The organism is Aquabacter sp. DMC10 (genome assembly GCF_056314145.1).
The window spans coordinates 399,159-412,104 of the sequence record NZ_JBQUYX010000001.1 but is presented as its reverse complement, the minus strand read 5'-3'; the positions used below and the strand labels follow the sequence as shown (position 1 = coordinate 412,104).

11 protein-coding genes are annotated in these 12,946 nt (G+C 66.4%); 4 read left to right on the top strand and 7 right to left on the bottom strand.

What is annotated here, in order from left to right; genetic code table 11:
• Positions 1-71: 71 nt before the first annotated feature.
• On the bottom strand, positions 72-635 hold the full coding sequence (locus ACT54L_RS01895; RefSeq protein ID WP_476083842.1) for a VOC family protein: 564 nt from the start codon (positions 633-635) through the stop codon (positions 72-74).
• Between the two features lie 353 nt (positions 636-988).
• Here ACT54L_RS01895 and ACT54L_RS01890 point away from each other — a divergent pair, with 353 nt between their 5' ends.
• Positions 989-1,675, top strand: coding sequence for a GntR family transcriptional regulator (locus ACT54L_RS01890; RefSeq protein WP_476083841.1), 687 nt, complete (start codon positions 989-991; stop codon positions 1,673-1,675).
• A gap of 245 nt (positions 1,676-1,920) precedes the next feature.
• Here ACT54L_RS01890 and kce read toward each other — a convergent pair whose 3' ends face one another.
• The 5 genes from kce to ACT54L_RS01865 form a co-directional block, all read right to left on the bottom strand.
• Entirely contained in the window at positions 1,921-2,892 is a 972-nt protein-coding gene (gene kce, locus ACT54L_RS01885; protein WP_476083840.1) for a 3,5-dioxohexanoate:acetyl-CoA acetone transferase, read from the bottom strand.
• A 71-nt stretch (positions 2,893-2,963) separates the two neighbouring features.
• The gene (locus ACT54L_RS01880) at positions 2,964-3,911 is read right to left on the bottom strand and encodes a 3-hydroxyacyl-CoA dehydrogenase (RefSeq protein ID WP_476083839.1); all 948 of its coding nucleotides are present in this window, start codon (positions 3,909-3,911) and stop codon (positions 2,964-2,966) included.
• 138 nt (positions 3,912-4,049) lie between these two features.
• On the bottom strand, positions 4,050-6,575 hold the full coding sequence (locus ACT54L_RS01875) for a branched-chain amino acid ABC transporter ATP-binding protein/permease (RefSeq protein WP_476083838.1): 2,526 nt from the start codon (positions 6,573-6,575) through the stop codon (positions 4,050-4,052).
• 76 nt (positions 6,576-6,651) lie between these two features.
• Positions 6,652-7,527 (bottom strand): branched-chain amino acid ABC transporter permease, encoded by an 876-nt coding sequence (locus ACT54L_RS01870; RefSeq protein WP_476084399.1) that lies wholly within the window; start codon positions 7,525-7,527, stop codon positions 6,652-6,654.
• A gap of 267 nt (positions 7,528-7,794) precedes the next feature.
• The gene (locus ACT54L_RS01865; RefSeq protein ID WP_476083837.1) at positions 7,795-9,075 is read right to left on the bottom strand and encodes an ABC transporter substrate-binding protein; all 1,281 of its coding nucleotides are present in this window, start codon (positions 9,073-9,075) and stop codon (positions 7,795-7,797) included.
• Between the two features lie 122 nt (positions 9,076-9,197).
• On the opposite strand from ACT54L_RS01865, the gene ACT54L_RS01860 reads away from it, so the two are divergent.
• The 3 genes from ACT54L_RS01860 (at position 9,198) to ACT54L_RS01850 (ending at position 12,015) form a co-directional block, all read left to right on the top strand.
• Positions 9,198-9,950: a GntR family transcriptional regulator gene (locus ACT54L_RS01860; protein ID WP_476083836.1), complete on the top strand. Its 753-nt coding sequence runs from the start codon at positions 9,198-9,200 to the stop codon at positions 9,948-9,950.
• Positions 9,951-9,992: 42 nt separating this feature from the next.
• Positions 9,993-10,769, top strand: a complete 777-nt coding sequence (locus ACT54L_RS01855) for an SDR family oxidoreductase (protein ID WP_476083835.1) — start codon at positions 9,993-9,995, stop codon at positions 10,767-10,769.
• A 490-nt stretch (positions 10,770-11,259) separates the two neighbouring features.
• A complete protein-coding gene (locus tag ACT54L_RS01850) occupies positions 11,260-12,015 on the top strand; it encodes an SDR family NAD(P)-dependent oxidoreductase (protein WP_476083834.1) in 756 nt (251 codons plus the stop codon).
• 125 nt (positions 12,016-12,140) lie between these two features.
• Here the strand turns inward: ACT54L_RS01850 and ACT54L_RS01845 are convergent, their stop codons facing one another.
• Positions 12,141-12,935: an SDR family NAD(P)-dependent oxidoreductase gene (locus ACT54L_RS01845; protein ID WP_476083833.1), complete on the bottom strand. Its 795-nt coding sequence runs from the start codon at positions 12,933-12,935 to the stop codon at positions 12,141-12,143.
• Positions 12,936-12,946 lie beyond the last annotated feature (11 nt).

Sequence of the window (12,946 nt, the reverse complement as noted above, 5' to 3'; positions counted from 1 at the left end):
GATTTTCTATGCCGATTGCGCTGCGGACCTCGGCGCCACCGCGGCTGTTCCGGCGGGCGGACGGCGAAGGATCACGCTGTCGGATCCGCGGGGTGCCACAGCTTGACGGGCGCGCCCTGTTCGTACCCCTTCCCTTTGGGGAAGCTGACCAGTTCGCACTGCATGCCCCAAGGTGTCAGGAAGTAGACCCATGTCTGGCCTGCGCTCGGCCCGGTCTCCCGGGTAATGGGCGCGCCGCAGATCGCGACGTCATGCGACTTCAGATAGGCGAGGGCGCTCGCAAAATCGTCCACATAGAAGGCGAGGTGGTGCCCGCCGACATCGCTGTTGCGTGGCTGGGCGTGGTTCTGATCGGGCGCGTCATATTCAAAGACTTCAAAGTTTGAACCATGGCCGCAGCGCAGGAAGGCGAGCTTTTTCATCACCGTTCTGGGGTGGACGCGCAATTGCCGCGCCATCCAGTCATCGTCCGCGACGAACGGACCGAGTTCGTAAATCAGCTGGCAGCCGATGACGTTGACGAAAAACGCAACGGCCTGACTGAGGTCGGGGACGGTGAAGCCCACATGCTCAAGCCCCCGGAGCCCGGGCATGCGCAGGGCGGCATCCGACCTGCTTTGCTCAAGACATGGCATGGCGCTCCTCCGAACGTGCGTCAGGAATGATGTGCCCTCGGCTGAAGCCGAGGCGGCTGTTCATGGACATAGGTCAGGGGAAGGCTCTGGGGCGACACGCAGTCCGCCGCGCAACCGCACGGCGCCCGCTCCGCCCATCCATCTCCACCCTCGCCAACGATCTCTGCCGTTTGATGATGGGATAGTGTTGATTGGATACGATGTCAACGACAGGAATCCGATTGAGCGGAAAATCACTCCATAATTGGCTATTGGGAATAATATAATACCATCTTTGGATACGTTAGCGTTGCAATCTCTAACGTGGTATCCAATTATCTCAATGGCCACTCGCGACCCACATAGAGCCGAACATGACGCCAACCCGCCCCGCTGAAACCCTGGAAAAAGACACCGCAGTTCTTGGCGTTGCCATCGCTTCCGATCTGCGCACCGGGATTCTCGCCGGCCTCTATGCCCCCGGCACGCGCGTGCGGCAGGAAGAATTGGCGGAGCGCTATGGGACAAGCCGCATCCCGGTGCGGGAGGCGCTGCGCACTCTTGAAAGTGAAGGTCTCGTGGTCCTCGTGCCCAATAGCGGCGCCTGGATCGCAAAGACCGACATCCGGGAGTGTGTGGAGGTCTATAAGATCCGCGAACGCATCGAGCCGTTGGCGCTCAGCGAGAGCATCCTGCACATGGACGCCGCCACGATCGATACGCTGTCCAACATCTGCGCGCAGATCGAAGCGGCGAGCGAAGTGGAGGACTTCCTCAGGCTGGACCGTGAGTTTCATCTTCTCAGCTATCGGTCGGCGCAGATGCCCACCCTGCTGACGATGATCGAGCGGTTTTGGAATACGACCCAGCATTACCGCCGTGAATATTCCCGCCTCATCGGCAAAGAGGGGCAGTGGATCATTCACAGCGAACATCGGCTCATCATGGAGGCCATCCGGCGGCGGGACAGCACCGATGTGCAAAACCTGCTGGCCACCCATATCCGGCGCACGCGCCTGCAGCTTCAGGCCAAGGAAAGCTCGCTCAGCAGCGGTCGTTGAGCGGGCCTGTGCCCCCTCGGCCTTGAAGGCCCGGCCGTCAATCTGGGCCGGGCCTGGTGCCTGTTCGCCTGCGGTTTGTCATCGGGGTGGAGCGGTGGGGCCACGCCATCCTTGACCGCAGGCTCCGGGGCGCCCCCATCATCACTTCAATGCCATCCGCCTTTCCGCGCGCCGCAAGATTTCGCCGGCGGAAAGGAGGGGGCCTGGAAGAGAGGGAGCGCCTGCCAGGAGGAGTAAGAGGCGACCTAGATGTTCGTCTTGTCCGCGCCCTTCAGCGCCAGAATGCTGCGCGCCTCGTCGGGTGTGGCAATGCCGAGCCCGAGCCCCTCGATGATCTTGCGGGCGAGGCGAACCTGATCGGCGTTGGAAGTGGCAAGCTTGCCGGCTCCCGCCCACAGCGAATCTTCCAGGCCCACCCGCACATTGCCCCCCATGGCGGCGGCCATGGCGGCGATGGGCAACTGGTTGCGCCCGGCGCCGAGCACGGACCAGCGATACTGGTCGCCGAACAGCCGGTCGCACGTGCGCTTCATGTGCATCACGTCCTCGGGGTGAGGGCCGATGCCGCCCAGCAGGCCGAACACCGACTGGACAAAGAGCGGCGGCTTCACCAGCCCGCGCTCCAGGAAGTGCGCGAGATTGTAGAGATGGCCGATGTCGTAGCATTCAAACTCGAAGCGCGTGCCGTTATCGTAGCAGGTGGACAGGATATATTCGATGTCCTTGAAGGTGTTGCGGAACACGAGGTCGCGGGTGTTTTCCAGGTGCTGGCGCTCCCAGTCGAACTTGAATTCCTTGTATTTGTCCAGGAGATGGAAAAGGCCGAAATTCATCGACCCCATGTTGAGGGAGGCCACTTCCGGCTTGAAGGTGGCGGCGGGCAGCACGCGCTCTTCCACCTTCATGTAGGGGCTGCCGCCGGAGGTGATGTTGATGACAGCCCCGGTCGCCTGCTTGATGCGCGAGAGGAAGGGGGCGAAGGCCTCGGGGCGCTGGTCGGGCTGGCCGGTCTGCGGGTTGCGGGCATGCAGGTGCAGGATGGCCGCGCCGGCCTCAGCCGCCCCGAGCGCATCGGTGATGATCTCATCCGGCGTGATCGGCAGGTGGGGGGACATGGTGGGCGTGTGGATCGCGCCGGTCACCGCACAGGTGATGATGACCTTGCGGGGGGGCTTGGCCGGGGCCGAAGTCTGCGGGTTGCTCTGTGTTTCAGTCATTTTCGCCATCCGTGGGTCTGGGTTTCATCGGGGCGGCGCCGGTCGGACGACCGAGCGCCGCGCCCTGATCCTCATTGGCCGATGTCGCGCTCGGCCTTGCGCTTGTGAGCGGCGAGGGCCATCAGCCGCCGATCGCGCCAGAGCTGGCGCGCGGCGAGTCCGTCTTCCGGCAGGCGCGACCGGCGCTCGGCGAGCACCGTGCCGAGCACATCTCCCGCCCAATCCACGCGGCGCCATTGGGTGGGCGCGATGCGCTCGTAAATCTGCTGGTAGCGCGCGACATAGTCCGCCACCCCGCCGGGCGCGTTGAGGTCGATGGTCTCGAACGGACCCATGAAGCTCCACCGCAGGGCGAGACCCTCGCGGATACCCACATCCACATCCTCGACGCTGGCATATCCATCCGCCACCAGGCGGAAAGCCTCCTCCAGCAGTGCCCCCTGCAGGCGGTTCATGACGAACCCGTCCAGCTCCCGCTGCATCACGATGGGAGACTGGCCGGCCTCCCGCATGATGGCGGCAGCGCGCGCGATGGTGGCAGCATCGGTCCAGGGCGCGGGGACCACCTCCACGGCGGGCACGAGATAGGGCGGATTGATGGGATGGCAGACGCACACCCGATGACGCCCGGCCAGGGCCTCGCTGAAGAGCGAGGGCAGGATGGCGGATGTGGACGAGGCAAGGACGGCCTCCGGCGCCGCCAGCCGGTCCAGCTCCGCATAGAGCGGCAGCTTGATCGCGAGATCCTCGGGGGCATTCTCCTGAACATAGTCTGCGCCATCCAGCGCGTCCGCATAGGAGGGGCTGGCGCAAAGTCGGCGCCGTACCGTCTCGGGCGAGGCGCCCATCAGGAGATCATTGTTGGCAAGGTCCGGCAGGACGCCTTCGATATAGGCAAGGGCGGCCTCGGGCGCGCCCTGGGCCTGGTCCGCCAGCGCCACATCGAAGCCCGCCCGCGCGAAGGTGATGGCCCAGGCGCGACCAATGAAGCCGGACCCGATGATTGCAACCTTTGTCATGAATGTCGCCTCGTTGAGGACTGGAGATCGAAGCTGAAGGCGGTGGCGGGGAGGACCGGGCCGCAAGCCGGTTTCCGCCGGCCTGTGATCCCCCCGTCACATTGAAACGCCTTGGGATTCAAAGTCGGGGAACCGGCGCTAGAGCCACAGGACCTGCCGGCGCAGGTCGATGTCCCTTGCCAGCGGGCGGGCGGGACCCTCATGCACCACCTCGCCCCGCTCCAGGACCACGGCCCGGTCCGCCAGGTTCAGCACCACGTCGAGGTGGTGGTCGACGATGATGAGGGTCAGCGTCTTGCGCAGGGTATCGAAGGCATCGAACAGCTCTTCCGTCACCGCCGGAGACAGACCCTCGAAGGGCTCGTCCAGAAGCAGCACGCGGGTATCGCCCATGAGCGCGCGGGCCACCGCGACCATTTGCTGCTCGCCACCCGAAAGAAGGTCGGCGGGCTGGTCCCGGCGCTCCTTCAGGCGCGGGAACAGCGCATAGATTTCCTCCTCGGAGAAGTGATGGCCGGCCCCGGTGATGCGCTTCAGCTTTCCAAGTTCGAGATTGTGGCGCACGCTCATGCCGTGGAACAGGGCTCTGCCCTGCGGCACGTAGCCGACACCGCGCCGGGCGATGACGGCAGAGGGCTGGCGCGCCAGTTCCTCGCCCGCCAGCAGGATCGAGCCGGACTGCGGCTTCACGATGCCGGTGATGGTCTTCAGCAAGGTGGACTTGCCTGCCCCGTTCCGCCCGAGCAGGGCCAGGATTTCCCCTTGCCTGGCCTCCAGCGAGACCGACGAGAGGATGCGGCTCTTGCCATAGAAGGCATCCACATTCTGCAAGGCGAGAAGCGTGGTGTCGGTGGCGCAGGAGACCAGATCGCGGGATGCCAGCGCGGCCGCGCCCGAGCCGATATAGACCTCCTGGACCTTCGGGTTGGAGCGGGCGTCCTCCACCGTCCCCGCCACCAGGACGGCGCCATCGGCCATCACGGTGACCGCGTCGGCCAGCTCAAACACGCGATCAATGTCGTGCTCCACCAGCAGGACCGGCACCTCGCGCGAAATCTGCTTGATGAGGTTTGAGACGCGGGTGCGCTCCGCGGCCGCAAGGCCGGCGAGCGGCTCGTCGAGCAGGAGCACCCGGGGCCGGGAGGTGAGGGCGAGCCCCATGTCCAGCAGGCGCTGGCCGCCATAGGAGAGCGCGCCCGCCTCCGCCTTCTCCATGCCGGCGACGCCAAGGAAGTCCATCATGGCGCGGGTTTCCGCGGTCACGTCAGCCAAGGCGTGGGCGTCGGTCCAGGGGTCGAAGCGTCGCTTGTGGGTGGCCTGGACGCCGAGCCGCAGATTTTCCTCGACGCAGAGCGTGGGAAAGAGATTGGTGATCTGAAACGACCGGGACAGGCCCCTCATGCACACCTCGTTGGGCGTCAGTCCATCGATGCGGCCTCCGGCAAGCCGGATCTCCCCGGCCTGCGGGGCAAACATACCGGAGATGAGGTTGAAGGCCGTGGTCTTGCCGGCGCCGTTGGGCCCGATGAGCGCGTGCAACGTTCGGTCCTTGACGATGACCGTCCCGTTCTGCACCGCTCGAATGCCGCCGAAGGACCGGACAAGGCCCTTGGCCTCCAGCACGATCTCGTCCCCCTTGCCACCGGCACCGGCCAGCAGGCTTGCCGGCAAGGGGCGTACCTGCGCACTCGCGCGCCCGCCCATGGCGGCGGCCTCCACGCGGCGCCTGCGCAAGGGGGCCATCAGGCGCCCTGCCACCCCCACAAGACCGGTCGGGGAGAAAACGATGAAGCCCACGAACAACAGGCCGAAATAGAACAGCCAGTTGGGCGTCCACATGGACAGGAATTCGCGGAACAGCACGTAGAACAGCGCGCCGAGCGCCGGGCCCAGGAAGCTGCGCATGCCGCCGATGACGACCATGGCGAGAAGCTCGCCCGAAAAGCTGATCCCGATGGGGTCGGCGGAGGCGAACCGATGGTTGAAGGCGGTCAGCGCCCCGGCGAGCGCCGTCACCGACGCCGACAGGACAAAGCAGGCGAGCTTGTAGCGCGTGGTGTTGTAGCCAATGAAGCGGGCGCGCTGCTCGTTCTCGCGGATCGCCACCAGCACCGTCCCCAGGGGGGAGCGCACGAAACGCTGCAGGCCATAGACCACCAGGAACACCACCCCCGCCACCACGGCGTAAAAGCTCTGTGAACTGTTGAGGTTGAGGCCCAGCACCGTGCCCCGCTCCACTCCGCCGAGCCCGTTCTCCCCGCCGGTCAGGGCGGTCCAGCGGAATGCGATGGAAAACAGCAGGGCAGTGAAGGCCAGCGTCAGGAGCGAGAAATAGACGCCGCGCCGACGCAGCACCACGAAGCCGATGGGCACGGCGCAAAGCCCCACCAGCGCCATGGCCGGCAGGGCCAGCACCAGGCCGAAATCCGGCAGAAGCCGCTGCTGAAGAAGGGCGGCGGCATAGGCTCCAAGGCCGAACCAGGCACCGTGGCCGAACGACACCAGGCCGGTGTAGCCCACCAGCAGATTCAAGGCCATGCAGGCCATGGCCAGCAAGACCACGTCCGTCGCCGAGGTCAAAGTCAGCCCCATGGCGAAGAGCGCTGTCGGCAGCAGCAGCAGGCAGGCCGCCGTGATGAGCAGGTTTGCATGGCGCTTGATCATGGTGCCTGCCTCGGGGATTGCGGAGAGGGACGGAGATGTGGTTCCCAAGCCCTTGGAAGGGTCCAGCATGAGCGCCTCACTCGAAACGCAGGATGCGCTCGCCGAACAGCCCGCGTGGGCGCGCCAGCAGGACGATCAGCATCAGCAGATACATGGAGGCCTCGGCGGCCGGCGGCATGAAGAAGACGGTCAGGCCGCGCACCAGCCCCACCAGAAGCCCCGCTAGCACCACGCCCCAGAAAGAGCCGAGCCCGCCGATCACCACCACCACGAAGGCCGCTGTCAGCACCTCCGCGCCCATGGCCGGGTGAACCCCCGAGATGGGCGCCAGCATGACCCCGGCGACGCCGGCCAGCCCGATGCCGAGCGCCGCTACGGCGGTCAGGTAGGGGGTGAGCGAGATGCCCAGCGCGCCCACCATGTCCGGGTTCTGAACGCCCGCCCGCACCACGCGCCCGAAGGCGGTCCGCTGCAACAAAAGCCACAGGCCCAGCACCGCCACGGCCGCCACCACGAGAATGGCGATGCGGTAGCGCGAATAGATGAAGTCGCCGAGGAACACCTGCCCGCGCAGGAAGGGCGGGATGGAGAAGGGAATGGGGGTGGCCCCGAACAGCATCCGCAAGGCCTGCTCGATCACCATGGCAAGGCCGAAGGTCAAAAGCAGGGAGAGGATGGGATCGGCGCGGTAGAAGCGGGAGAACAGCGTGCGTTCGACCACCATGCCGATCAGCGCCACGGCAATGGGCGAGACCAGGAAGGCGGCGGCAAATCCGAACCGGTTGCCCACCTCCACGGCGATGTAGGCGCCGATGGCATAGAAGCCGCCATGGGCGAGGTTCACGATGCCGCCCAGCGAGAAGATGAGGGAGAGGCCCAGCGCGATGAGCAGGTAGGTCACGCCCACCATCAGGCCATTGAGCAATTGCTCCAACAGAAAGACGAGTTCCAGCGCCATGAAGCCATGCTCCTGCCGCGAGCTCCGCCGCCGGAGACGGCGGGCCGGGCCCGCGAGGGACAAGGAAGACCCGGAGCCGGACAGCCGGCTCCGGGGGAGGGAGGGGCGGGGACAGGAGGCGAGGCCACAGGAGTGACGTTCAAGGACCCGTCGAAGGTCAGGCCCAGACACCGCCAGACACCGCACAGGCAACGCCAAAGTTCCCAACGCCCAGCCGCGGCGGCCCCTCGCGCCCCGCGCGGGAGGCCGGGCGTGTTGCGCTCACACCGGCGGGAAGGTGCAGGCGTTCTCTTCCGGCGTCGGCGCGATGGCGCTGAGCGCCGTGTCCGGCCCCGGCACGGCCTTGCCCAGCTTCATGATGTCCCAGACTTCCTTCACCTCGGCTGCCGGAGCCGCGGTGACCGTGTACATTTCCTGGATCAGCTGGTGATCCCACGCCCGGAAGTAGCCCTTGCGCTCCTTCAGGATGTCGAATTCGGGCTCTTTCTCGAAATAGGTGATGAGGTCGGTGCCCGCGGTGCTCTTGGTTTCCGTCATGGCGCGGGCCACGACCATGGTCGCGACATAGTCGCCCCAGGCCTGGTTCTCCGGCGGCTTGCCGAACTTCTTCACGAAAGCCGCCACGAACGCCTTTGAGGAGGCCGCGGGCACGTCATGGTGCCAGATCAGCGGCCAGATGCCGCCAAACGTGCCCTTGCCCGCGCCCCACGCCACCGCCGTGTCGAAGCCGAAGCCGCCATAGGGATATTGCAGGCCAAACTCGGCATATTGCTTGATGAAATTGGTGATCTGGTTGCCCGCGAGGTTCGAGATGACCACGTCGGGGCGCGCCTGCCGGACTTTCAGCAGATAGCCGGAGAAGTCGGTGGCGTCGGTGGGCACCAGTTCGTCGGCGATGACCTGGCCGCCATTGGCTTCCACATAGCGCTTGCCGACCCGGGACAGATCGTGGCCGAAGGCATAGTCGGCGGTCAGGAAGAACAGCTTCTTGCCCTTGATGAGCCCGTCGCGCAGCATGGCCGCGCCCACCGCCTTCACATATTGGGTGTTGGCGCCTTCCACATGGAACATGAAGCGGTTGCAGTCCTTGCCCCGCAGGGCGTCGGAATTGCCGCCGGTGTTGACGAACACCACCTTGTTGCGGGCCGCCACCTGGGAAATGGCGAGCGCCGAGGCGGACGAGATTTCGCCCACGATCACCGTCGCCTTGTCGCGCTCGATATAGCGCTGGGCCTTGGAGGAGGCGGTCGCCGGATTGACGCTGTCCTCCATGATGAGCTTGACCTTGCGGCCGTTGATGCCGCCCGCCCCGTTGATTTCCTCCACCGCGAGCTGGACACCCATCTGGCCGTAGGCGCCGAGCGGGCCGAGGAAGCCGGTGAGGGGGGTGAGATGCCCGAAGATGATGTCTTCCGACTGGGCGTGAACGATGGCCGGCATGCCCACGCCCGCCAGAAGGGCGGTGGCGCCGGCGCCCTTCAGGAGTGTGCGCCGCCCCAGCGGCGCGGACGCAATGGACGCGCGAAACGAAGTCTCTTTCACCGCGGATCCTCCCCTTATACCCGCTGCTTGGGGCGACAGTTTTCTCTGCCTGCCTGCATCGGGATGATTGCCGATCATGTCGGCGATCTGTTATCTGTGATCACACATAACAGACGAGCATCATGGAAGACAAGCCAGCGCACGACGATCTCTCCTTTCCCCGGTTCGGCACGCAGGCGGGCGGGGAGCCGTTCGACACGCGCGTCAACCGGATCGTCCGGCAGACGCTGGCGGACCAAGTCTATGCGGATCTGAAGGAATTGCTGCTGGAGGGGCGCGCCGTGCCGGGCGAGCGCTTCACCTTGCGCGGGCTGGCGGGCGCCATCGGCACCAGCCCCATGCCGGTGCGCGAGGCCGTCTCCCGGCTGGCGGCGGAGAATGCGCTGGAGGTTCTGCCCAACCGGGCGGTCCGTGTACCCCTCATGTCACGGGCGCGGTTTGCAGAGCTGCGCCTCATTCGCACCAGCCTGGAAGGACTGGCGGCGGCCACGGCCGCCACAACGGCGAGCGCGGAGGAAATTGCCGAGATCGCCCGATTCGAGGGCCTGTTCGCCGCCGAGCGCGACGAGGCGCAGCCCGATGGCCAGAAGGCCATGCGCAACAACAAGGCGCTGCATTTCACGCTGTACCGCGCGGCCCATCTGCCGACGCTGTTCCAGATGATCGAAGGGCTCTGGCTTCAGATCGGTCCTGTGTTGAACCTGGATTTCTGCGCCGGCCCGGACCGCGTGCGGCAGGGCGAGGCTCACATCCACCACGCCGCCCTGGTGCGCGCCCTGGAGGCACGCGACGCGGAGGGGGCGCGCGCCGCGCTGGTGGCCGACATCTGGAGCGCCGGCGACTTCATCCTGTCGCGCGGCATCCTGCCCGACTGACCCGACATCCCGCCCCGAGCGAACCACCCAAGGAGAAAGAACATGGACCTCGGCATCACCGGCCTGCGCACAATCATCACCGCAGGGGCGGGGGGCATCGGACTTGAAATCGCCCGTGCCTTCCTGAAGGAAGGCGCCCGGGTGGAGGTGTGCGACGTCGATGAGGCCGCCCTGGCCGCCCTGCCGCGGAATGCGCCCGGCGCCCATGGCGTCGCCTGCGATGTGTCGGACCGCAAGGCCGTCGACCGCTTCATGGGCGATGCCCTGGATCGTCTGGGCGGTTTGGATGTTCTGGTGAACAACGCCGGCATCGCCGGCCCCACCGGCCGGGTGGATCAGATCAGTCCCGAGGATTGGGATCGCACGCTTGCGGTCGACATTACCGGCCATTTCAATGTCACGCGCCTTGCTGTCCCGGCTTTGAAGCACAGCCAGAACGCCTCGATCATCGGCCTGTCTTCGGCGGCCGGCCGCTTCGGCTTCCCCCTGCGCTCGCCCTATGCGGCGGCCAAATGGGGCGTCATCGGCTTCATCAAGTCGCTGGCCATGGAGCTCGGGGAATTCGGCATCCGCGCCAATGCCATCCTGCCCGGCTCGGTGGACGGGGAGCGCATCCGCTCGGTGTTTGAGAACAAGGCCCGGGAGCGCAATCTCTCCCTCGAGGAGGTCCAGGCCATGGCGTTGTCCGCCACCTCCCTGAAGCGCCTGATCCCGCCCCAGCACCTGGCCAATGTGGCGGTCTTCCTGGCCTCGCCCCTCGGCTCCAGCATTTCGGGCCAGGCCATCGCGGTGGACGGCGACATGCAGATGCTGGTCTGACACCAGCCCTTCTGGCCAGTTGTCCCGCGTACGCGCGCCACGGTGGCGGACGGCGCTGCCGATGCAGGAGCGAAGGGTCGGCCGGGCATCGGCGAAGAAGCCGCCGATGGCGCCGTCCCTAGAGGGAGAAGGACCTGACGATGGGCTTTTTCAAGGCGTCGTCCGCGCGGGTTCCGAGGTCTCGGTCCCGGCCGAACCATGCGCCGCGAACGCCCCGCTCTGGGCCTGATTGGATACATTGAGTGTGGTGTGGCTCAAAACTGCTCTAATTTTCGTGAAAATTCGTAGGATATTCTCGGCTTTCGACCTTTGACAAAGGTCGATCGGATACATTAAGCCTCCCTTCCTACGGCGCCGCCGTCGCTGCCCGGGGCCTGTCCACGGGCCGTGGCGGGCTGGGTGAGGACGGTGCTCGGGCGCGTCGGAGAACGGCGCTGCTCCATCTGTCCCGTCCGCCAGCTCAGGCCGCAGATGAAGGGATGTGCTAGAGATGACTGCCCCCGCGCTCGATTTTGAAACCAGCCTTTCGGGCCGGACCCTGATGCTCACGGGAGCCACCGGCTCCATCGCCAGCGCCATCGCCCGGCTGGCGGCTGCACGCGGCGCGAACCTTGTTCTCACCGACCTGCATGAGCCGCCGCTGCAGGACCTTGCCAGGGAATGCGCCCCGGCAAAGTCCCTTGTGTTCGCCGCCAACCTTCGCGACCCGGCGGCAGCGACCCAGGTGGTGGAACGGGCGCGGGCTCAGTTCGGATCGATCGACATGTTGATCCCCGCGGCGGGCATTTACCGCCAGCGGCGCTTCAGCGAGATGCAGGAGCAGGAATGGCGGGAGACCATGGAGGTCAATCTCGACGCCGTCTATCGCATCATCCGGGCTGCCATTCCCGTGCTTTCAGACCGCAGCGCCATCGTCAACATCACATCCATCGCGGCTCATCGGGGCAGCGCCGAGCATTCCCATTATGCGGCGACCAAGGGCGCCCTTCTGAGCCTCACGCGCAGCCTGGCGATGGAGCTTGCGCCCCGCACCCGGGTCAATTCCCTCTCCCCCGGCATCATCCGCACGCCCATGGTGGATGACCTCCTGGCGGCGAAGGGCGACGCCCTGCTTGCGGCGACGCCCCTCGCGCGCCTGGGCGAGCCCGAGGAGGTCGCGCGCGCCGCGCTCTTCCTGGCCAGCGACGCCGCTTCCTTCATCACAGGCGAAACGCTCCATGTGAATGGCGGTCTCTATATGGATTGAGCCGCGGCGGCGTCTCGCGCGGGGGCGGCACTGGGCCATGGCCTGCCGCCACCCCCGTGCGCCCCATGGGGGGGCGGGATGCACGAGGGTGCCGGATGCCCTTATGTTTTGTCCCCGGCCGGGGATCATTGCGCGGTGGCGCCTCCGTCCACCGGCAAGCTCACCCCGGTGACCAGGCGGGCCACTGGCGAGGCGAGATAGACCACCGCCTCCGCCACATCCGCAGCGGTGGCGATCCGCTTGAGCGGGATGGTGTCCATGGCGAAGGCCCGGTAGGCCGGGTCCTCCAGGAACGGGGCGGTCATGGAGGTCTCCACGATGGTGGGGGCGACGGCGTTCACCCGGATGTTGCGGGGCGCCAGCTCGATCGCGAGTGCCTTCGTCAGGCCTTCGACGGCGTGCTTCGTCATGCAATAGACCGAGCGCTTCGGCGCGCCCACATGGCCCATTTGCGAGGAGATGTGGATGATGGCGCCGCCGCCGCCGTCCGCCATCATCCGTCGCGCGGCGGCCTGGCTCACCTTGAAGGCCGCGCGCACATTAAGATCCAGCAGCAGGTCCAGCGTGGCATCGTCCACCTCCTCCACCCGTTGCAGCTTGTTGGTCCCGGCATTGTTGACCAGCACGTCAAGGGCGGGCAGTGCGGCGATGCTGTCCAGGAATTGGGGAGAGGTCACATCGGCGACCAGCGCCGTGATGATGCCCCCCGCGCGGGCGGCCTCTCCGGCCAGGGTCTCCAGATCCTGCGCCGTGCGTGCGGCCGCAATGACGCGGGCGCCAGCGGAGGCGCAGGATAGGGCACAGGCACGGCCGATGCCCCGGCCCGCTCCGGTCACCAGGACGGTCAGGCCCGCGAGGGGACGGGCGCGGTCGAATGGGGGCAGGGCCGTCGGGCATTCGGCAATCAAATTGGTGGCCATGTTGGCTGCCT

Bases quoted from the DNA above. Each gene is read 5' to 3' on its own strand.
- ACT54L_RS01895 (WP_476083842.1), bottom strand. From the start codon at position 635: ATGCCATGTCTTGAGCAAAGCAGGTCGGATGCCGCCCTGCGCATGCCC.
- ACT54L_RS01890 (WP_476083841.1), top strand. From the start codon at position 989: ATGACGCCAACCCGCCCCGCTGAAACCCTGGAAAAAGACACCGCAGTT.
- kce (WP_476083840.1), bottom strand. From the start codon at position 2,892: ATGACTGAAACACAGAGCAACCCGCAGACTTCGGCCCCGGCCAAGCCC.
- ACT54L_RS01880 (WP_476083839.1), bottom strand. From the start codon at position 3,911: ATGACAAAGGTTGCAATCATCGGGTCCGGCTTCATTGGTCGCGCCTGG.
- ACT54L_RS01875 (WP_476083838.1), bottom strand. From the start codon at position 6,575: ATGATCAAGCGCCATGCAAACCTGCTCATCACGGCGGCCTGCCTGCTG.
- ACT54L_RS01860 (WP_476083836.1), top strand. From the start codon at position 9,198: ATGGAAGACAAGCCAGCGCACGACGATCTCTCCTTTCCCCGGTTCGGC.
- ACT54L_RS01855 (WP_476083835.1), top strand. From the start codon at position 9,993: ATGGACCTCGGCATCACCGGCCTGCGCACAATCATCACCGCAGGGGCG.
- ACT54L_RS01850 (WP_476083834.1), top strand. From the start codon at position 11,260: ATGACTGCCCCCGCGCTCGATTTTGAAACCAGCCTTTCGGGCCGGACC.
- ACT54L_RS01845 (WP_476083833.1), bottom strand. From the start codon at position 12,935: ATGGCCACCAATTTGATTGCCGAATGCCCGACGGCCCTGCCCCCATTC.